This window comes from Ruegeria sp. YTSC003, from assembly GCF_059609785.1.
Genome location: NZ_JBXWMK010000002.1, coordinates 387,411 through 407,325 on the forward strand (window position 1 = coordinate 387,411; position 19,915 = coordinate 407,325).

Here is a 19,915-nt window from a genome sequence, read left to right on the forward strand (position 1 = left end):
GCGCAAACAGGCTAGGCCGAGTTTGTGTTTGTGGCAAGTTTTCAATTCGTTACTGGTTTTTTCGTCCCTCATAGGCCGCCAATGCACGCGCCCGACCGGCTGCCAAAGTGACAACGGGTTGCGGGTATGGGTCCTGTGGACTGAGGTTCCATGACTTCGGAACCGCATCAAAATACGCCAGTGCTGTTGCCGGTGGATTGCTCTGCCCCTCGGCAATCCATTGCCGAACGAAGTCCGATTGCGGATCGAACTTTTCCTGCTGTGTTTGCGGATTGAAGATGCGAAAGAATGGCGAGGCATCGGGCCCCGACCCTGCAACCCATTGCCAGCCCATCGCGTTTGCCGCCGGGTCCCAGTCGACCAGACAATCCGCGAACCAATCCATGCCAATTCTCCAATGGGTCATCAGATGCTTGGTCAGGTAACTCGCTACGATCATCCGTGCCCGATTGTGCATTCGCCCGGTCACATACATCTGCCGTAACCCGGCATCGACTGCCGGGACGCCGGTTTTCGCCTGCTTCCAAGCGAGAACTTCGGGCTGGTCCGCATCAGTGTTCCAGGGAAATCTATCCCACTCTGGCTTCCAATTTCCGCTGACCAAGGATGGAGTATGATACATCAGGTGATAAGCAAATTCGCGCCAGACCAATTGGCGCAAATAGGGTTCGCCCCCCTGAACTCCCGTCATCCCGGCCCGCTGAATTGCGTGCCAGACACTGCGTGGGCCTATTTCACCTAAAGACAGATACTCGGACAGGTTCGATGTTCCGTCCAAGTCCATACGATCCCGGTGGTCTGAATAGGCGGCGATGCGGTCCAGAAATTGATGCAACGCCTCAAAAGCTGCGGTTTCACCCGGTCGGACATGAGGTGTGACCACGGATGCTCCGCGGCGCATCTGCGTGCCCAGATGCCAATCTTGGAGATTTTCGGAAACAGGCCACGTCGCAGGCGATCTGAGATGGGCCACAGCATCGCTGGGCATCGGAACGTCGCGGCTGCGCACTGAACGCCACATCGGCGTGAACACGCGGAACGGCTGCCCTGTTTTCGTCGCCACGGTCCAAGGCTCGAACAAAAGATGGCCGGCGAAGGATTTAACGGTGACATTCTGGTCGGTCAGCGCTGTCTTGATCTTCGTATCTCTGGCAATAGCGTCAGGGTCATATGCGCGGGTCCAGTAAACGCTGCTTGCACCGGTTTCGACGACAAGCTGCCGCAGAACGGTCAGCGCATCCCCTTGACGCAAGATCAGGCGGCTGCCAGACAGCTCTAGCGTCCGTGCAAAAGCCTTAAGGCCCAATTCAAGCCGCCATTTCGGTGCTGCGCCCAAAGCCTGGACCGAGTGATCCAAAATAAAAACTGGTATGATTGTTCGCCCGCTCTCAACCGCGGCGCTCAGTGCAGGATGGTCCGACAGGCGCAAATCCCGTCGGAACCACATGATAATCGGTGACCGCTGCTGTTCCATGTCCGCCCTGCTCTTTTCTTCTTTGTTCCGTTACGAAGCAGAAGCGGAATTGGATCACAAAACGTCGTCTAGTGCATTCAAAAGCTGATCAATTTCCTGTTGAGACGTATAGTGCGTGAAACTGACCCGCAGCACGCCTTGATCCAGATCGACCCCCATCGCGGTTAACGGACGCACGGCATAGAAATCTCCGCCACCAGCCATGACGCCATATCCAGCCAGATCGGCGGCAACGGCTTCTGCATTGCGGTTCAACGCCAGGGCCACAGTCGGCGCGCGGCGGCTGGCATCGGATGTTCCGATCAGGCGAACGGCATTGCGGTCTTTGACCGCATCCAGAACCGGTTGCAGCAATGCGACCTCGTGCGAGCGCATCAGATCATGGGCGAATGAACCACGCTCAGCCGCTTCGCTGGTTGGCCCACCATGATGGTCGCACAGCAGATCAATATAGTCCGACATCCCCGCGCTGGCCGCGATCTGGGCATGGTCCGGTCCCGCCGGAGTAAACCGTTGGTACAGCACGTCGCCGTTGAAGTAGTGCCCTTGGTTCGGCAACATTTCCCCTAGCGTACGCCGGATGACCATACATCCCTGATGCGGTCCGTATGTTTTGTAGGCCGAAAACAGATAGATGTCCGGCCCCAGATCACCCACATTCGGAAACCCGTGTGGCGCGTAGGACACCCCGTCCACGCACACAAACGCCCCCGCGGCATGAGCAATCGCAGTGATCTCAGTCACCGGGTTGATCTCTCCGATCACGTTCGAGCAATGGGGAAAGCACACCAGACGCACGTTTTCGTCCAGCAGGTTTTCCAGATCCATCGGATTCAACGACCCGGTTTCGGGATCAATCTGCCATTCGCGGATTTCGATCCCCTCGTCCGCTAGCCGCCGCCACGGACCTGAATTTGCCTCATGATCCTGATTGGTGACAACAATGGCCTCGCCCGGTTGCATCCATTGGCGAAATGCCTGCGCCAGGACATAGGTGTTCTGCGTGGTCGAAGGGCCAAAGCTCAGCTCATCCGTCTCAACACCCAAAATGGCCGCCATGCGTGCGCGGGCTTCGTCCATTTCCTCACCCGCCAGACGGCTGGCCTCATAGGGGGCATAGGGTTGAACTTTGCGCTGTGTGTAGTACCGCATCAGGCGATCGAGCACTGGCTTGCAAGTGTATGACCCACCAGCGTTTTCGAAGAATGCCTGCCCTTGCAGGCTGGGCTCGGAAAAGGCCGGAAACTGTGACCGGACAAAATTGATATCCAGAGTGCTCATGGCACGTCTCTCCTTAATCATGCGCGTTCATTCAAGAGGTGTCCGAGCATGATTTCGAAACCCTCAGAAATCATGGCAGGTCTTCCAGCCCAGTCCGCGCGATAGGCGCAGACAGCCCCCGCTACCGGTCCGGCGCGGGAACGCGGTCAAATTGCAAGGACTGACATGGTTCGTCAAGCGTTCAGGTTTGCTAAACGCGCACAAAAAAGCCGGGCATCCAAACCCGGCTTTTTAGCAAAATGTAAAGCGGTTTAGCCCTGAACTTTGGTGTAGGTCCCCTCACCGGCCAAAATGCCCCGGAACCCGCCCGGTTCGTCCAGCCCGAAGACAATCAACGGCAGATTGTTGTCGCGCGCCAGTGCAATGGCCGACGCGTCCATGACCCGCAGGCGTTTGGCCAGAACATCATCATAGCTGACGGTGTCGTACCGCACGGCATCCGCGTGTTCCTTGGGGTCCTTATCATAAACACCATCGACGCCGTTCTTACCCATGAAGATCGCCTGACATGCCATTTCATTGGCGCGCAGGGTCGCGGCAGTGTCGGTGGTAAAATACGGGTTTCCGGTTCCGGCGGCAAAGATGCAGACCCGCTTTTTCTCAAGGTGGCGCACGGCACGGCGGCGAATGTAGGGCTCGCACACCTCGTCCATGCGGATGGCTGAGATTACCCGGGTGAAAACGCCGATTTCTTCCAGCGCGGACTGCATCCCCAGCGCGTTCATGACCGTTGCCAGCATGCCCATGTAATCAGCCGTAGTCCGTTCCATCCCCTGTGCCGATCCGCTGAGACCGCGGAAGATATTCCCGCCGCCAATCACCATGCAGATCTCGACGCCCAGATCGTGCACCGATTTGATCTCTTGCGCGATGCGCTGAACTGTGGGCGGATGCAGGCCGAACCCCTGATCGCCCATAAGCGCCTCGCCCGAGATTTTCAGCATTACGCGATCATACCTTGCCTTTGTGGTTTCGGCGGTGTCGGTGGTCGGGGAAATGGTCATGTTGCGCTCCGGGCTGGCACGGGTTTATTTTCAGGCGCAAAATGAAGCAAAACGGTCGCAGGTTCAATGCGATTAGTAAGGAATGAGGCAGTCCGAGATGACCGAACCCGCGAGATCGCAGATATTGGACCACCTGCCCCCCATTCCTGATGGGAAACCTGTGTTGATTGCAGGCCCCACTGCATCTGGAAAGTCCGCCCTTGCCTTGTTGATCGCCGAGCAGTTCGGCGGCGTTATCGTGAATGCCGATGCCAGCCAGGTCTACGATTGCTGGCGCGTGATTTCCGCCCGCCCGTCTGCTGAAGAGGAAGCCCGCGCGCCGCATCTTCTGTATGGACATATCTCATATGACCAAGACTACTCCACCGGCCATTGGCTGCGCGAAGTGAAACCACTGCTGACCGGCGGCGCACGCCCCATCATTGTTGGGGGCACCGGCCTGTATTTTTCTGCGCTGACCGAAGGTATGGCCGATATTCCACCTACACCGTCCGAAATCCGGGCCGAGGCGGACAGCCTGACCTTGCAGACTCTTATCGCGGGTGTGGATACGCAGACTCTGGCCCGGATCGACACCCAAAACCGCGCCCGTGTTCAGCGGGCATGGGAAGTGTACAATGCCACCGGTCGAAACCTCAGTGACTGGCAAGACGCAACACCGCCCCCAGTTTTGGACCTGAAGAACACAGTGCCCATCGTTTTTGACGTAGATAAACAATGGCTTTTGGATCGCATCACGCGCCGCTTTGACCTGATGTTGGACACTGGTGCATTGACCGAGGTTGAAAGGATGCGGGACCGCTATAATCCGTCGCTTCCGGCATTCAAGGCCATCGGAGTATCCGAGTTGATGGCCTATATCGACGGCACCATGACGTTGGATGAAGCCCGCGAACGGGCCACGATTTCGACCCGCCAATTCGCCAAACGACAGCGCACCTGGTTTCGCGCCCGCATGAAAAGTTGGAATCGGGTTGACTTATCAAAGTGATACCTGATGCGGTTGAAGTCGCACTGATCGCGAACTCATGTTCAAGGAATTCACGGCGAATCCACCGCCGCGAAACTGAACCTGCCAAGAGATTCCCTTGGGGCTGAAAAAGCTGATAGCGTTAAACTCAGCCCGTCAATGTCGTTTTTGTACCTCGAATGACGATTTCGAACATTGACCTCACCCAAATTCTGGTGCCGAATGTCGGTCATGGGGATGTCCGAAATCCGAGATCAGAAGACCAATGAACCTGCCGGCTGGAGCATTCCGACCTGAGCGGTTCAACACTTCATCCAAAAAATACTGTCTCACAGGGAGTAACGTTAATGAATAATCAAACAATGACCGGAGCACCGATGCACTGGGCGGCAGAAATGCACGCACAGGAATATCGGGACGGCAAACTGAACCGGCGCGAGTTTTTGACCCGTACCACCGGTCTTGGGGTCACCGCGGCCGCAGCCTATGGCATGATCGGACTGGCCGCCCCGGCACGTGCGGCCGGTGAAGACGCAAAGAAAGAAGGCGGCACCCTGCGCGTTCAGCAGGAAGTGCGCGCCCTGAAGGACCCACGCACCTATGACTGGTCGCAGATCGCAAACGTCACCCGCGGCACGCTCGAGTATCTGGTCGAGTACAACTCGGACGGTACGTTCCGCGGCATGTTGCTGGAGGGCTGGGAAGTCAACGACGACGCAACAGTTTACACACTGAAAGTCCGCCCGGGCGTCAAATGGAATAACGGCGACGACTTCACCTCTGAAGATGTGGCCCGCAACATCGGGCGCTGGTGTGACAAGAGTTCGGAAACCAATTCGATGGCAGGTCGTTTCGCGACGCTGATCGATCCGGAATCCGGTCAAGCGATTGACGGCGCAATCGAGGTTGTCGATGCCAACACCGTCAAACTGAACCTGCCAGCCTCTGACATCTCGCTGATTGCGGGCATGGCGGACTATCCGGCAGCTATCGTACACAGCTCGTTCAGTGAAACCGATCTGCTCAACAATGTGGGCACCGGCGCCTATCTGGTGCAGGAATTGGAAGTCGGCGTGAAAGCCACCCTCGTTCGCAACGAGAACCACACCTGGTGGGGCGAAGAGATCTTTGGTCGCCCGGCGCTGGACAGCATCGTCTACATTGACTACGGCACCGACCCGTCCGCATGGCTGGCCGCTCTGGAATCCGACGAAGTCGACATGTTGTATGAATCGGTTGGTGAATTCATCGACGTGATGGACAGCCTCGGCTATGTGAAGTCCGAAGTTGTGACCATGAACACAATCGTCATCCGCCCGAACCAACTGGCCGAGATCGACGGCAAGAAACCTTACGAAGACAAGCGTGTGCGCCAGGCTCTGCAAATGGCGGTTGATAACTCGATCTGTCTGGAACTGGGCTATGGCGGCCGCGGTTCGCCTGCGGAAAACCACCATGTTGGTCCGATCCACCCGGACTACTACGAACTGCCACCGCAGAAAGTGGACCCGGAAGGCGCACGTGCGCTGATGGAAGAAGCCGGAATGATCGATTTCGAGCACGAGCTGATCTCGATCGATGACGACTGGCGCCGGAACACCACCGACGCGGTTGCAGCGCAGCTGCGTGACGCGGGTATCAAGGTCAAGCGGACCGTTCTGCCGGGTAACACCTTCTGGAACGACTGGGCGAAATACCCCTACAGCTCGACCAACTGGAACCACCGTCCACTGGGCGTGCAAATCTGGGCTCTGGCCTATCGCACCGGTGAAGCCTGGAACGAATTCGGCTGGGCAAATGCCGAGTTTGACGCGCTTCTGACCGAAGCGCTGGCCATCGCGGATGCCGACAAGCGCCGTGAAGTGGTCGCCAAGGGCGAGGCGATGATCCAGGAAGAAGGCGTGACCATTCAGCCATACTGGCGTTCGCTGTATCGCCACATGAAGGACGGGCTTGTTGGCACCGACATGCACGTGTCCTTCGAGCACCACCACTATAAGTGGGGCTGGGCGGCCTAAAACCTGCCAGACGTTATTGGGGGCGCCTGAACAGGGCGCCCCTTTCCAGCCGCAGACAGGCCGACACGGGGTCGGATGTCCGAGGCCAGACAATGGTCCAATGATCTGCGGAACACCCGAACAACAGGGGCCATCATGGGACTATTCATCCTCCGACGGTTTGGCGTCATGCTTCTTACTGCATTGTGCCTGACTTTCGTGGTCTTTTTTCTGACCAACCTCTACCCGAACCTGGAAAAGCTTGCGAAAACGCAGGGCAACCAGCGGATGTCCGACGAACAGGTTGAGACCTGGCTGGACAATCGCGGCTATCTGCAACCGACTCTCGTCAAGTACGGTCAATGGCTGGGCGTTCTCCCTGGCTTTTCCAAGACACTTGACGACGGTACGTTCCTTGGGACTTGTACCCGCCCGGGATCGACCGAGGAAACGACTCCCAGATATTGCGGCGTATTGCAGGGTGACTGGGGTTACTCAACCGTTTTCAAGGATGATGTCGGCAAAATCGTCGGCATACGTCTCGGCAATACCGGCTATCTTATGTTCTGGGTTCTGGTTTTGATGGTGCCATCTGCGCTGCTGGTGGGTGTGTTGGCCGGGATGCGCGAAGGATCAGCATTGGACCGGTCCCTGTCCACATTCTCGATCATTACCACGGCGACGCCGGAATATGTGTCGGGCGTGATCTTCATCGCGATCTTCACGTCGTCGACCGTCGGCCTGAAATGGTTCAAGGGCACGGCGACGTCAGCGATGGACAACCCAACCTTCGAGAACTTCTTCCTGCCGGTACTGACCATCTCACTGTATGGGATGGGCTATATCGCCCGGATGACCCGCGCGTCGATGACCGAGGTCATGACGGCGCAGTACATCCGAACCGCGCGGCTTAAAGGTGTTTCCTTTGGCAACATCGTTATGAAGCACGCGCTGCGAAACGCGCTGATCGCGCCCTTTACCGTCATCATGCTGCAGTTCCCATGGCTGCTGAATGGCGTGGTGATTGTTGAAACCCTGTTCAACTACAAAGGTTTCGGTTGGGCACTGGTACAGGCTGCAGGCAACAACGACATTCAGCTCTTGCTGGCGATTTCGGTCGTGTCGGTCTTTGTCGTGCTGGTGACGCAGCTGATCTCCGATATCGGCTATGTCTACCTCAACCCGCGCATCCGTATTTCTTAAGGGAGATAGATCATGGAACCTCTAAGCTGGACCGGCTCTATCGCCATTCTGAACCCTATCCTGATGATCGCGCTTGCCGCGTTGATCGTATCAATTGTCGTTTGGATTATCGGCAGCATTGTACTGCCCGAATCCCCGATGAGCGTGAATATCGATGGCACCATAAGCGGCGGCAACGGGCTACGTGGGCTAACACAAAAGGCCTTGAGATACAGCTTTTCTGCCTGTGTCGCGCTTGCCTTGGCCTACATCGTCCTTGGCATCCTGATGGGGACCAGTGCCGGGATAATCGGAGCGATCTCGCAGCAGTTTCTTCCTGTGTGGTTGTCGCTGATCATCCTGTTTGCAATGTCGATTGCCTTCAAACGTCGCCTCGGCCTTTACGGCAAACTGTTCGACAGCCCCATCGGCATGATCGGTTTTGGCCTTGTGATGTTCTGGGTCTTCACCGGCATCTTCGGCGCGCTTGATCTTATCATCACACATGACCCTTTGGTTCAAGTATCGGGCATGAAGAACAAAGTACCGGGAACACCGCTGCCAAGCCCCGAAGAAGGTGAGTATGCCTGGTACCTTCTGGGCGGCGACAACCTTGCCCGCGACGTCTTTAGCCGAATGGTCAAAGGTGCGTGGATCGTAGTTCAGATCGCTCCGCTTGCGACCATGTTTGCTTTCATGGTCGGGATCACTCTGGGCCTGCCGGCCGGGTACTATGGCGGACGTCTGGATACTTTCCTGTCGTTCCTGGCCAATCTGATCCTGGCTTTCCCGGTCATCCTGCTGTTCTACTTGCTGGTCACGCCGGAAATCGTGGCGACAGGTGTGCCGAACTATATGGCGGCCGTTTTGTTCGTGTTCCCGATACTGTTTATCGGCGTTCTGCTAAACTCGCGGTATTATACCCGCCCGAATTTCCGCACTCCGCTATTGATCGGGGTTCTCGGTATCGCGCTGTGGTTGTATCTGTCGCTGATTTCGACCGGTGGTTACGTCATCAACACGGATGACTACAGCATTTGGGGTCTGCCGACCTATCTGGACCTGTTCGATATCCCAGGCGGGATTCTTGTGGTGTTCGTCTCGGTTGTCTTCGTGAACTCGCCTACGGTGTTCCGCATCGTGCGCGGCCTCGCGCTGGACATCAAAACGCGGGATTACGTGGCGGCGGCACAGACCCGTGGCGAAGGCCCGTGGTACATCATGCTGTGGGAAATCCTGCCCAATGCACGAGGTCCGCTGATCGTCGATTTCTGTCTGCGTATCGGCTATACCACGATCCTGTTGGGAACCTTGGGTTTCTTCGGATTGGGATTGCCTCCGGAAAGCCCGGACTGGGGTTCCACGATCAACGAAGGGCGCAAGCTGTTGTCGATCTACCTGCACCCTGCCCTTCCACCTGCCTTTGCCTTGCTGTCGCTGGTTCTTGGTCTGAACCTGCTGGCAGATGGCCTGCGCGAAGAAAGCCTGAAGGACTGATGTGAGAGCGACCGGGGGCTTTGCCCCCGGACCCCAGGATATTTTTAGCCAGATGAAGGGGATCCCCGGATCCTCGCGAGGAGATACAAGATGAACAAATTGGCGGAATATGACGGCCCAATTCTTGAGATCGACAAACTTTCGATTTCTTTCTTCACCCGCCTTCGGGAAATTCCCGCCGTGATGGATTTTTCGGTCAGCGTGCAGCCCGGCGAGGCTGTTGGACTGGTCGGAGAATCCGGTTGCGGAAAGTCCACTGTGGCACTTGGGGTCATGCAGGACCTCGGCAAGAACGGGCGGGTTGTCGGCGGTTCGATCAAGTTCAAAGGGCGCGATCTGGCCGAGATGAGCGCGGATGAATTGCGCGATATCCGCGGCAATGAGATCGCGATGATCTATCAGGAACCGATGGCCTCGCTGAACCCGGCGATGAAGATCGGCAAGCAATTGATGGAAGTCCCGATGATCCACGAAGGAGTCGGCAAGGAAGAGGCCTATGCCCGTGCATTGGAAGTGGTAACGGACGTACGCCTGCCCGACCCCGAGCGGATGCTGAACTCGTTCCCCCATCAGCTTTCAGGTGGGCAGCAGCAGCGTATCGTGATCGCGATGGCGCTGATGTCGAAACCGGCGCTGCTGATTCTGGATGAGCCGACCACCGCACTGGATGTGACGGTTGAGGCCGCCGTAGTCGAACTGGTCAGGGATTTGGGCAAGAAATACGGCACCTCGATGCTGTTCATCTCGCACAACCTTGGTCTGGTTCTGGAAACCTGTGACCGGCTTTGCGTGATGTATTCGGGTGAGGCAGTCGAGCGCGGCTCGATTCACGATGTGTTCGACGAGATGCAGCACCCCTATACGCAGGCGCTGTTCCGCTCGATCCCGCTGCCGGGGGCAGACAAGAACGCCCGCCCACTGGTGGCCATTCCCGGGAACTTTCCCCTGCCCCACGAACGCCCGTCAGGCTGTAACTTTGGCCCACGCTGCGACTATTTCGAAGAAGGCCGTTGCGACGCGCAGAACATTCTGATGGAGCCTGTACCCGGCAATGACCGCCACCACACGCGCTGTTTGAAGTACAAAGAGATTGACTGGAATGCCCCAATCACTTTGGCGGACAAGAAGGAAAAAGGTGAAATCGGCCGTGTTGTCCTGAAAATGGACAACCTCAAAAAGTACTATGAAGTAGCCGCCAATGCGTTGTTCGGGGGCGGTGAGAAAAAGGTGGTCAAAGCCAACGAAACACTGAGCTTTGAGGCTCATGAATCCGAGACGCTAGCGATTGTGGGCGAATCTGGGTGTGGTAAATCCACCTTCGCAAAGGTTTTGATGGGGCTTGAAACGGCCACAGATGGGCAAATCCTGCTGGACAACCGCAACATCGAAGATGTGCCGATCGAAGAGCGGGATGCCAAGACCGTGGGCGAAGTTCAAATGGTGTTCCAGAACCCGTTTGACACTCTGAACCCCTCGATGACCGTTGGGCGGCAGATCATCCGCGCGTTGGAAATCTTTGGCGTCGGCAATTCCGAGGCCGAGCGAAAACAGCGCATGCTGGAATTGTTGGACTTGGTGAAGCTACCACGCGCCTTTGCCGAGCGGATGCCGCGTCAGTTGTCCGGTGGACAGAAACAGCGCGTCGGTATCGCGCGCGCCTTTGCCGGCGATGCGCGGATCGTCGTCGCGGACGAACCTGTGTCTGCTTTGGATGTGTCTGTTCAGGCGGCGGTGACCGACCTGCTCATGGAGATTCAGCGCGAACACAAGACCACCTTGCTGTTCATCAGCCATGATCTGTCGATTGTGCGCTATCTCAGCGACCGGGTGATGGTGATGTATCTGGGCCATGTGGTCGAGTTGGGGACCACCGATCAGGTGTTCTCGCCGCCCTATCACCCCTATACCGAGGCTCTGCTGAGTGCTGTTCCCATCGCGGATACGTCGGTTGAAAAAGCGCATATCGTTCTGGATGGTGATATCCCCTCGGCCATGAACCCGCCCCCGGGGTGCCCTTTCCAGACGCGCTGTCGCTGGAAATCCGAAGTGCCTGGAGGGCTGTGCGAGAAAGATGTGCCGCCGGTGAAAACCCTGGCGGACGGACATCAGGTCAAATGCCATCTGTCCGAAGACGTTCTGGCCCGCATGGAGCCGGTCATCAAAATCGCGGCCGAGTAACAACCCAAACGAAAAGAACCGGCCACAGCGCCGGTTCTTTTCTGACATGGGTGGGCTGGTGATCAGCCGCCCCAGATCACTTTCACATAGTTCTGGGTTTCTTTGTAGGGCGGCACGCCACCGTGTTTTTCCACGGCTTTCGGACCGGCGTTATAAGCCGCCAGCGCCAGACGCCAGGATTTGAACTTGCGGTACTGCCACGATAAATAACGGGCGCCGCCTTCCAGGTTTTGCTTCGGATCATGCGGGTTCACACCCAAAAGACGCGCGGTTCCAGGCATCAGCTGCGCCAAACCCAGTGCCCCTTTGTGAGACACCGCGTGCGGGTTCCATCCGCTTTCCTGTTGCACCAGTCGCAAGAACAACTCTTCCGGGACACTGTGTTTCCGGGCTGCTTGCCGCGCCAGCGTCAGGTATTGGCCTCGATATTTACCATTATATCGCTTGATGACTTGAGTCGGCTGCGCGGTCTTTGGCTTCAGCCGTTCAGAATCGCGATATTGAGTGGCTGCGCGCGAGTCCAGAATCTTGGATTGTTTGAGGAAAATATCTTTACGGTTTTTGGTGGACAGGGTGTCAGCTGCAGCCGGACCCGAAACCAGCGCAAGGCACAGAACAGAAAAACAACCAACTTGAAAACGCATTTATGCCAATCCCGCTCGCTCTCGAACCCGAATGATTATAGGTATTTCATGCAAGAATAAAAGCTTGGTAAACAGAACCTGGGTAGTTTCTTGCCAACCGTTGCACACATCAACTGTGTTTTAACCATGACGCAGGCCGTATAGGGTCGCGTAGAAACTTCGCGTCAGATTCGGGCGCGCTCGACACAGACAAGAACGGGGAAATATATGGCAGGTTCAGTCAACAAGGTCATTCTGGTCGGAAATCTTGGCCGCGATCCTGAAGTTAGGAATTTCCAAAACGGGGGCAAAGTATGCAACCTGCGCATCGCAACATCCGAAACCTGGAAAGACCGCAATACCGGCGAGCGTCGTGAGCGCACCGAGTGGCACTCGGTCGCGATCTTCAACGAAGGGCTTGTCCGCGTGGCGGAGCAATATCTGCGCAAAGGCTCGAAGGTCTATCTCGAAGGGCAATTGCAGACCCGCAAATGGCAGGACCAATCTGGGCAGGACCGTTACTCGACTGAGGTTGTTCTTCAGGGGTTCGGCTCGACCCTTGTTATGCTTGATGCACGCGGTGAAGGCGGAGGCGGTTACGGCGGCGGACAGTCAGGCAGCTATGGCGGCGGTCAGGCGGGCGGCGGCTATGGCGATCCTTATGGCGGACAGTCCAGCGCTCCTGCCCCTGCATCCGGCGGAATCGACGACGACGAGATTCCGTTCTAAGGCAAACGGAGACGAAACATGACATGGTCCTTCTCACTCGGCCGGGTACTGGGGTCGGAACTGAGGGTCCATGTCACCTTTTTCCTACTACTGGGCTGGGTCGCCTTTGCCGCCTATTCCAAAGGCGGCGTGCCCGCCGCGATCGACAACCTGATCTTTGTTCTGGCCCTGTTTGCCTGCGTTGTCGCGCATGAGTTTGGCCACGCGCTGATGGCGCGGCGCTATGGCATCAAAACCCCTGACATCACATTGCTGCCCATCGGCGGGCTCGCCCGGCTCGAACGGATGCCCGAGAAGCCTATGGAAGAAGTCTGGGTCGCTCTGGCCGGGCCGGCAGTGAATATTGTGATCTGGATCGTTTTGATGGCCATGGGGGCCGGAATGACACTGGACTCCCTGACCCGGATCGATTCGACCAGTGCCGGACTGTTGAACCGGCTGGCCTATGTGAATTTGTTGCTGGCCGTATTCAACATGATCCCGGCCTTCCCTATGGATGGCGGCCGGGTATTCCGCGCATTTTTGTGTCTGAAGATGGACCGGGTAAAAGCCACACGTATCGCCGCCCTTGCGGGTCAGGTCGTGGCGGTGGCGTTTGGTTTTCTCGGGCTGAGTACAGGTAACCCTCTGCTGGTTTTGATCGCCGTTTTCGTGTTCGTCGCAGCCAATGCCGAAAGTCACGATGTGGCCATGCGCTCGGTCGCGCGGCGGGTGCTGGCCCGCGACGCTATGATTACCGAGTTTCACTCCCTATCGCCCAACGACACGCTTGCAACCGCCGCACAGGCCGTCATTCACACCACGCAACACGAGTTCCCCGTGTTGGGTCCGAATGGAGACTTGCTTGGTTTTATTGCGCGCGGCACGCTGTTTACTGCCATGGCGCAAGAGGCACCTCGGTCCGATCTGGCAACTTCGATCATGGAAACCGAGATTCCGCGTGTTGAATTGACCACCGGCTTGGAAACCGTGCTGGAGAAACTTCACAAGGGTGCTCCCGCCGTCGCAGTTTGCACGCAGGCCGACGCAATGGTTGGCTACATCACCCGCGAAAACATCGGTGAATTGATGGTGATCCGCGGACGCTGATCAGACCGTTGCCAAGGCGTCTTCCAGCACGGACAATACAGCGTCCCTTGGGACGTCCGAAGTGACGAACGCCTGCCCGATCCCGCGCGCCAGAATAAACCGCAGCTGGCCGTCGATGACCTTTTTATCCTGCGCCATCAGGTCAACCAGCGCTTCGGCATCCGGCAGATCTCCGGGAATGTCCGCCAGATCGGTTTTCATTCCCATCGCGCGCAAATGTGCCCGCACACGACTTGGATCCTCTTGCGAGCACAGCCCAAGACGAGAGGACAGCTCAAACGCCAGTGCACAGCCGATGGCAACGCCTTCACCGTGCAGCAATCGATCAGAATACCCGGTGGCCGCTTCAAGCGCGTGACAGAAAGTGTGTCCAAGGTTCAGCAACGCACGGTCGCCCTGCTCAGTCTCGTCGCGGGCTACGATATCGGCCTTCATCTGAACCGAGCGTGTAACCGCACGCACGCGCGCGGCCATATCGCCACCCGAAACGTCGGGACCGTTTCTTTCGAGCCATTCAAAGAACTCTGCATCGCCCAGCAGGCCGTACTTGACCACCTCGCCATAGCCCGACAGGAAATCCCGTTGGGTCATGGTGCCCAGAACCGAGGTGTCCGCCAGAACCAGAGACGGCTGATGGAATGCCCCGATCAGGTTTTTGCCCTGTGGAGCGTTGATGCCGGTTTTTCCGCCAACAGAACTGTCCACCTGCGCCAGCAACGAGGTCGGTATCTGGACGAAACGGACACCGCGACGCAAAACGGCCGCAGCAAATCCCGCAAGATCACCAATGACCCCGCCACCCAAGGCGACAACCACGTCGCGACGTTCTACCTTTTCCGACAACAGCCACTCAACCGCGCGCTCGAAATGCGGCCAGCTTTTGGTGGCTTCTCCTGCGGGCAAGGCCAGCGAGGTCATCTCGATACCAGCTGTTGCCAGGCCATCCCGCAACGCATTCAGATGTAACTCGGCCACGTTCTCGTCCGTCAGAACGGCGACCTTAGGCCGGTGCAACAAGGGTGCAATCATCGTGCCGGATTGTTCCAGCAGGTCAGGCCCGATTTCCACGTCATACGAGCGTTTGCCCAACTCTACATGTACGGTTTGGTGCATTTACTTCCGTTCCAATACGTCAGGGCGCGTCAACATCGACTCCACCACCCGGTCCACCATATTTTCAATCGAGGTTTCGCCATCGGACTCAACTGTCAGCCCTGCCTGCGCATAAACCGGGACGCGGGCCTCATACAAGGCGCGCAAGGTCGCATAAGGGTCAGCCGTGCGCAGCAAAGGCCGTGTGTCCTTATGTTTGACCCTGTTCCACAACACCTTCAAGTCAGCCCGCAGCCAGACCGAAACCCCGCGTTCAGTGATCATCTGGCGGTTCTGATCGGAAAGAAAAGCGCCGCCGCCAGTTGACAGGATGCCTTTTTCCTCGTCCAGCAGACGTCCGATGACCTGACTTTCCTTGGCGCGAAAGAACGGTTCACCATCACGCTCAAATATCTCGGGGATGGTCATATTGGCAGCCGATTCGATCTCGGCGTCGCTGTCGAGGAAGGGAACACCCAGCCTTGCGGCCAAAGCACGGCCCACAGCCGTCTTTCCGGCCCCCATCATGCCAACAAGAACGACGGTTTTGTGCAGTTCAAAGACCGCATCAGTACCTTCTGTGTGGGCGTTATGCTTAATTTCGCTCATTTCAACGTGAATGACGTGATCTTACGAAAAATGCCAGCTATAACTATGGCAAAAGACAAAATTGGGGCAGCGTTGAGCAATGGGCCGTCTGATCAAGTTCTTGATATATATTGTTTGCCTGAGTTTTGTCGGGCTGGTGGGATATGCTTATCTGGGTCCGATATTTGGGGTGGATTTCTCGGCCCCGCAGGACGAAATTCGAGAGCCGGTAATCCTGAATGTTGAATAAAGCCGCACTGGCTGCCTTATTGCTGGCTGGATCAGCGCAGGCGCAACAGGCTCCTCTTTCCGTCATCGATTGGCTGACGGACCCTCCGGAAAACCTGCCAGGGACTGTCCTGTTGGAACCACCGGTCACGGAGACGGGCATTCAGCCGGATATCCAAGTCTCTCCGCTTGAGGCACTGTCACAGCCGTTGGGGCTTGTGTCGTCGTCGGTGACTGGCCTGCCGGTGCACCTTTGGCAGAATAGTGATGCCGACCGGCTGGCCGAGCTGATCACCGATGTGCCGGTTCGCTATAACCCCGCCATGCAGCGGTTGTTGTTTACGCTGATCCTGTCCGAGGCCCGCGCACCTGCCAGTTCCGGCGCCGAGGAAACGCTACTATTGGCCCGCATCGACCGATTGATGCAACTTGGCGCAGCCGACCCGGCGCAATCGCTGGTCCAATTGGCCGGTCCGACCGACACACGCGACAGGTTCCAGCGCTGGTTTGACGCCACTTTACTTACTGGAGACGAGGATCGCAGCTGTACGTCCCTGATCGCGAAGCCACACCTGTCTCAGGACTACGCCGCGCAAATATTCTGCAAGGCGCGGCGTGGAGACTGGCCATCAGCCGCCCTCACACTGGAAGCGGCGCACGCATTGCAGATATTGCCACCAGATGAGCTGGATGTGCTGGATCGCTTTCTCAGCCCCGAGTTGTTTGAAGAAGCCGAATACCTTCCGCAACCAGATGATCCCAGCCCACTGACCTTTCGCCTGTTTGAGGCGATCGGAGAACGCCTGCCATCGGCCCCTCTGCCCCGTGCCTTTGCAAATGCCGATCTGCGGGACGTAGCCGGGTGGAAAGCGCAGATCGAAGCGGCTGAGCGGCTGACCCGCATCGGCGCGCTGACCCCCAACCAATTGCTGGGGCTGTATACCGAGCGCTCTCCAGCCGCGTCCGGCGCAGTTTGGGACAGGGTCGCGGCCGTGCAACGGTTCGAGTCTGCACTGGATTCGCGCAATCCCGACAAAATCGCCCGGGCTTTAAATACTGTGTGGACGCAAATGCGCCTGATCGGATTAGAGGTACCCTTTGCAGAATTGTTCGCAGAACGCCTGTCGCAGATAGAGCTGACGGATCCGTCGGCGGAACAGCTGCGCTGGCGTATCCTGCTGTTGTCCGAACTGTATGAAACAGCGGCCCTTTCTGTGCCCGGTCAATCCGACGAAAATCACTTTCTGGCGGCGTTAGCGCAAGGCGATCCGGGGCGCGCGCGCTCTCCTTCACCTCTGGCGGATGCGGTTGCGCAAGGGTTTGCATGGGCTGCTCCGGTCCCGCCGAATATCGAAACGATGCTAAACAATGATCAATTGGGTGAGGCGGTTTTGGAGGCCATGGGCCAGTTCGCGCATGGGTCGCGCGGCAACCTAGTCGATTTGACAGCAGCCATTGCGACGCTCCGCCGTGTGGGTCTTGAGGACACCGCCCGCCGCGCCGCGCTGAACTTGCTGATCCTGCAGGGCAGTTGATCGTGGTAGCCCCAGCGACGCAGGACTTGTGGATTTCCACCTTTTTACAAGCTCAGGCCGCTGAATTGGGCGCAGCGACCAATACGCTGCTAGCCTATGGCCGCGATCTGAAAGAATTCTCGGCCTGGTTGGAACGTCGAAAAACGGGTTTTCCTGACACACAGAGAGAACAGATTGAGCAATACCTGATTGATTGCGACGCACAGGGCCTGTCCCGTTCCACGCGCGCACGTCGGTTGTCCGCGATCAAGCAACTGTTCCGGTTCGCCTTCGAAGAAGGTTGGCTTGAAGCTAACCCCGCCATTCAGATCAAAGGCCCCGGTCGACAAAAACGCCTGCCCAAAACGCTGGATGTCGCTGAAGTCGATCGTTTGCTTGAGGCCGCGCGCCGCACCGGTCGCAACGATGCAGACCGGGTGCGCAACACCTGCCTGATGGAGGTTCTTTACGCCACGGGAATGCGGGTGACCGAATTGGTTTCGCTGCCAGTCTCCTCGGCCCGAGGTGACCCCCGGATGCTGCTTGTGCTGGGCAAAGGTGGCAAGGAACGGATGGTGCCACTGTCGCCTCCGGCGCGCGATGCGTTGGCGGCGTGGTTGCTTATCAGGGACGAGGCCGAGGACAAGCAGGTTGCAGAAGGTGCTCAGCGTTCCAAGTTCCTGTTTCCGTCTCGCGGTAAATCCGGCTATCTGACCCGGCACAGGTTTTTCCTGCTGGTCAAGGAACTGGCCGTAGAAGGCGGCGTTTCGCCGGAAAAAGTGACGCCACACACCCTGCGCCATGCCTTTGCCACGCATCTTCTGGCGAATGGCGCCGATTTGAGGTCGATCCAGACCCTGCTGGGCCATGCCGACGTGGCGACCACGGAAATCTATACCCATGTCCTGGACGAACGCCTGTCAGAGCTTGTGTTGCAACATCACCCGCTGGCGAAAGACGGCGATGACGACGGCTAACCCCTTGATCCACAGCATGCGCACCCCCATAACGGATGCAGTATCACGAACAACTAAGGACCGATGGAACCCTCTTCTGCTTCTCTGATCGACGGCGCATTCTGGTTTACCACAGGCGCCATTCTACTTTTGCTTGTCCTATCGGGCTTTTTCTCGGGTTCTGAAACGGCATTGACCGCCTCGTCGCGCGGAAAACTGCGTGCGCAGGCCGACAAAGGGTCGCGCGGTGCGCAGAAGGCCCTGGACATCACTGACGATAACGAACGACTGATCGGATCGGTCCTGTTGGGCAACAACCTTGTCAACATCCTTGCCGCATCGCTTGCGACTGCGCTTTTCACACGGCTGTTCGGTGAAAGCGGCGTTGCGCTGGCAACGCTGGTGATGACCCTTCTAGTCCTGATCTTTGCCGAGGTTCTGCCCAAGACCTACGCGATTACCAATCCGGAAAAGGCCGCCGCTGCCGTGGCACCGATCATCGGCGTCGTCGTGACGGTGTTTTCACCCATCGTTGCAGCCGTGCGCCTGCTGGTACGTGGTGTTCTGCGCCTGTTTGGCGTCCAGATCGACCCGGACAGCAATATTCTGGCCGTGCGCGAGGAAATCGCCGGGGCATTGCAGCTTGGTCATTCCGAAGGCGTGGTCGAAAAGGAAGACCGCGACCGTATCCTTGGCGCGCTGGATTTGGGCGATCGTACAGTTGAAGAGATCATGCTGCACCGCTCGAATATTGAGATGATCGATGCAGACGCTTCGCCCGAGGCCATCCTTCAGCAATGTCTGAAAAGCAGCCACACCCGCCTGCCGGTGTTTCGGGATGAACAGGAAAACATCGTGGGAGTCGTACACGCCAAGGACCTGTTCCGCGCAATGTACGCCCATGCCGGCGGCAGTGAGAACGCCGATAACCGCCTGAAAGAGTTCGACATCCTCAAGGTCGCGAACGACCCCTATTTTGTTCCGGAAACCACCACTCTGGACGATCAGATGCGCGAATTCCTGCGGATGCACAGCCACTTTGCGCTGGTGGTGGATGAATACGGTTCGCTGCGCGGGCTTATCACGCTTGAGGATATCCTCGAGGAAATCGTGGGCGAGATCGCGGATGAGTTCGACATAGACGAAGACGTTTCTGTAACCCGAACCGAAGATGGGCAGTTTCTGGTCGAAGGAGCCACCACGATCCGCGACGCCAACCGCGCGATGGATTGGTCCCTGCCCGACGATGAGGCAAATACCATTGCCGGTCTGGTCATTCACGAAGCGCAGATGATCCCAACCGTCGGTCAGGTCTTTTCTTTTCACGGCTTTCGCTTTGAGGTGACAAAACGTCAAGGCAACCGGATCACCGAACTGAAAGTTCGCCCTCTCTGAGGACAACCCAAAAAACTGCAAGATTCCACCGGCGTTCTAATCCGAGCGCCGGTTTTCTTTTAGACAACCACCGTATCCTTCCTGTTTGGGTTAGCCAGCAGGCGCCGAACCCGGATCG

At 57.5% G+C, this 19,915-nt stretch carries 17 protein-coding genes; 11 read left to right on the top strand and 6 right to left on the bottom strand.

What is annotated here, in order from left to right:
* Positions 1–49: 49 nt before the first annotated feature.
* From AC2FFH_RS05685 to pyrH, 3 genes are all read right to left on the bottom strand, one after another.
* Positions 50–1,474 carry a cryptochrome/photolyase family protein gene (locus AC2FFH_RS05685; protein WP_496843946.1) on the bottom strand — a complete coding sequence of 475 codons (1,425 nt, stop codon included), beginning with the start codon at positions 1,472–1,474 and terminating at the stop codon, positions 50–52.
* A gap of 54 nt (positions 1,475–1,528) precedes the next feature.
* The gene (locus AC2FFH_RS05690) at positions 1,529–2,755 is read right to left on the bottom strand and encodes an aminotransferase class V-fold PLP-dependent enzyme (protein WP_496843947.1); all 1,227 of its coding nucleotides are present in this window, start codon (positions 2,753–2,755) and stop codon (positions 1,529–1,531) included.
* Positions 2,756–3,006: 251 nt separating this feature from the next.
* Positions 3,007–3,759 carry a UMP kinase gene (gene pyrH, locus AC2FFH_RS05695; protein WP_058273777.1) on the bottom strand — a complete coding sequence of 251 codons (753 nt, stop codon included), beginning with the start codon at positions 3,757–3,759 and terminating at the stop codon, positions 3,007–3,009.
* 97 nt (positions 3,760–3,856) lie between these two features.
* On the opposite strand from pyrH, the gene miaA reads away from it, so the two are divergent.
* From miaA to AC2FFH_RS05720, 5 genes are all read left to right on the top strand, one after another.
* Positions 3,857–4,750: a tRNA (adenosine(37)-N6)-dimethylallyltransferase MiaA gene (miaA, locus tag AC2FFH_RS05700; RefSeq protein WP_496843948.1), complete on the top strand. Its 894-nt coding sequence runs from the start codon at positions 3,857–3,859 to the stop codon at positions 4,748–4,750.
* Between the two features lie 326 nt (positions 4,751–5,076).
* Positions 5,077–6,747 (top strand): ABC transporter substrate-binding protein, encoded by a 1,671-nt coding sequence (locus tag AC2FFH_RS05705; RefSeq protein WP_496843949.1) that lies wholly within the window; start codon positions 5,077–5,079, stop codon positions 6,745–6,747.
* A 135-nt stretch (positions 6,748–6,882) separates the two neighbouring features.
* Positions 6,883–7,929: an ABC transporter permease gene (locus tag AC2FFH_RS05710; protein WP_496704324.1), complete on the top strand. Its 1,047-nt coding sequence runs from the start codon at positions 6,883–6,885 to the stop codon at positions 7,927–7,929.
* Positions 7,930–7,941: 12 nt separating this feature from the next.
* Positions 7,942–9,405: an ABC transporter permease gene (locus tag AC2FFH_RS05715; RefSeq protein WP_496722469.1), complete on the top strand. Its 1,464-nt coding sequence runs from the start codon at positions 7,942–7,944 to the stop codon at positions 9,403–9,405.
* A 90-nt stretch (positions 9,406–9,495) separates the two neighbouring features.
* Entirely contained in the window at positions 9,496–11,583 is a 2,088-nt protein-coding gene (locus tag AC2FFH_RS05720; RefSeq protein ID WP_496766567.1) for a dipeptide ABC transporter ATP-binding protein, read from the top strand.
* A gap of 62 nt (positions 11,584–11,645) precedes the next feature.
* Here AC2FFH_RS05720 and AC2FFH_RS05725 read toward each other — a convergent pair whose 3' ends face one another.
* A complete protein-coding gene (locus AC2FFH_RS05725) occupies positions 11,646–12,227 on the bottom strand; it encodes a lytic transglycosylase domain-containing protein (protein ID WP_496766570.1) in 582 nt (193 codons plus the stop codon).
* Between the two features lie 207 nt (positions 12,228–12,434).
* Between AC2FFH_RS05725 and ssb the strand changes: the two genes are divergently transcribed.
* Both ssb and AC2FFH_RS05735 read left to right on the top strand, forming a co-directional pair.
* Positions 12,435–12,935: a single-stranded DNA-binding protein gene (gene ssb / locus AC2FFH_RS05730; protein WP_496766572.1), complete on the top strand. Its 501-nt coding sequence runs from the start codon at positions 12,435–12,437 to the stop codon at positions 12,933–12,935.
* A gap of 18 nt (positions 12,936–12,953) precedes the next feature.
* Entirely contained in the window at positions 12,954–14,024 is a 1,071-nt protein-coding gene (locus tag AC2FFH_RS05735; protein ID WP_496766574.1) for a site-2 protease family protein, read from the top strand.
* Here AC2FFH_RS05735 and aroB read toward each other — a convergent pair whose 3' ends face one another.
* Both aroB and AC2FFH_RS05745 read right to left on the bottom strand, forming a co-directional pair.
* Positions 14,025–15,137: a 3-dehydroquinate synthase gene (gene aroB / locus AC2FFH_RS05740; RefSeq protein WP_496766579.1), complete on the bottom strand. Its 1,113-nt coding sequence runs from the start codon at positions 15,135–15,137 to the stop codon at positions 14,025–14,027.
* Entirely contained in the window at positions 15,138–15,725 is a 588-nt protein-coding gene (locus tag AC2FFH_RS05745) for a shikimate kinase (RefSeq protein WP_058277741.1), read from the bottom strand.
* A 79-nt stretch (positions 15,726–15,804) separates the two neighbouring features.
* Here AC2FFH_RS05745 and AC2FFH_RS05750 point away from each other — a divergent pair, with 79 nt between their 5' ends.
* From AC2FFH_RS05750 to AC2FFH_RS05765, 4 genes are all read left to right on the top strand, one after another.
* Complete coding sequence (locus AC2FFH_RS05750; RefSeq protein ID WP_496766581.1) at positions 15,805–15,954, top strand: hypothetical protein; 150 nt, start codon at positions 15,805–15,807, stop codon at positions 15,952–15,954.
* Positions 15,944–17,467 carry a hypothetical protein gene (locus tag AC2FFH_RS05755; RefSeq protein ID WP_496843950.1) on the top strand — a complete coding sequence of 508 codons (1,524 nt, stop codon included), beginning with the start codon at positions 15,944–15,946 and terminating at the stop codon, positions 17,465–17,467. The genes AC2FFH_RS05750 and AC2FFH_RS05755 overlap by 11 nt, the downstream gene beginning before the upstream one ends.
* Before the next feature lie 2 nt (positions 17,468–17,469).
* The gene (locus tag AC2FFH_RS05760) at positions 17,470–18,423 is read left to right on the top strand and encodes a site-specific tyrosine recombinase XerD (protein WP_496766586.1); all 954 of its coding nucleotides are present in this window, start codon (positions 17,470–17,472) and stop codon (positions 18,421–18,423) included.
* A gap of 63 nt (positions 18,424–18,486) precedes the next feature.
* On the top strand, positions 18,487–19,797 hold the full coding sequence (locus AC2FFH_RS05765; RefSeq protein ID WP_496843951.1) for an HlyC/CorC family transporter: 1,311 nt from the start codon (positions 18,487–18,489) through the stop codon (positions 19,795–19,797).
* Positions 19,798–19,915 lie beyond the last annotated feature (118 nt).

What these genes read in the sequence shown, in the direction of transcription:
- AC2FFH_RS05685 (WP_496843946.1), bottom strand. Translation starts at nt 1,474, where the DNA reads ATGGAACAGCAGCGGTCACCGATTATCATGTGGTTCCGACGGGATTTG.
- AC2FFH_RS05690 (WP_496843947.1), bottom strand. Translation starts at nt 2,755, where the DNA reads ATGAGCACTCTGGATATCAATTTTGTCCGGTCACAGTTTCCGGCCTTT.
- pyrH (WP_058273777.1), bottom strand. Translation starts at nt 3,759, where the DNA reads ATGACCATTTCCCCGACCACCGACACCGCCGAAACCACAAAGGCAAGG.
- miaA (WP_496843948.1), top strand. Translation starts at nt 3,857, where the DNA reads ATGACCGAACCCGCGAGATCGCAGATATTGGACCACCTGCCCCCCATT.
- AC2FFH_RS05705 (WP_496843949.1), top strand. Translation starts at nt 5,077, where the DNA reads ATGAATAATCAAACAATGACCGGAGCACCGATGCACTGGGCGGCAGAA.
- AC2FFH_RS05710 (WP_496704324.1), top strand. Translation starts at nt 6,883, where the DNA reads ATGGGACTATTCATCCTCCGACGGTTTGGCGTCATGCTTCTTACTGCA.
- AC2FFH_RS05715 (WP_496722469.1), top strand. Translation starts at nt 7,942, where the DNA reads ATGGAACCTCTAAGCTGGACCGGCTCTATCGCCATTCTGAACCCTATC.
- AC2FFH_RS05720 (WP_496766567.1), top strand. Translation starts at nt 9,496, where the DNA reads ATGAACAAATTGGCGGAATATGACGGCCCAATTCTTGAGATCGACAAA.
- AC2FFH_RS05725 (WP_496766570.1), bottom strand. Translation starts at nt 12,227, where the DNA reads ATGCGTTTTCAAGTTGGTTGTTTTTCTGTTCTGTGCCTTGCGCTGGTT.
- ssb (WP_496766572.1), top strand. Translation starts at nt 12,435, where the DNA reads ATGGCAGGTTCAGTCAACAAGGTCATTCTGGTCGGAAATCTTGGCCGC.
- AC2FFH_RS05735 (WP_496766574.1), top strand. Translation starts at nt 12,954, where the DNA reads ATGACATGGTCCTTCTCACTCGGCCGGGTACTGGGGTCGGAACTGAGG.
- aroB (WP_496766579.1), bottom strand. Translation starts at nt 15,137, where the DNA reads ATGCACCAAACCGTACATGTAGAGTTGGGCAAACGCTCGTATGACGTG.
- AC2FFH_RS05745 (WP_058277741.1), bottom strand. Translation starts at nt 15,725, where the DNA reads ATGAGCGAAATTAAGCATAACGCCCACACAGAAGGTACTGATGCGGTC.
- AC2FFH_RS05750 (WP_496766581.1), top strand. Translation starts at nt 15,805, where the DNA reads ATGGGCCGTCTGATCAAGTTCTTGATATATATTGTTTGCCTGAGTTTT.
- AC2FFH_RS05755 (WP_496843950.1), top strand. Translation starts at nt 15,944, where the DNA reads ATGTTGAATAAAGCCGCACTGGCTGCCTTATTGCTGGCTGGATCAGCG.
- AC2FFH_RS05765 (WP_496843951.1), top strand. Translation starts at nt 18,487, where the DNA reads ATGGAACCCTCTTCTGCTTCTCTGATCGACGGCGCATTCTGGTTTACC.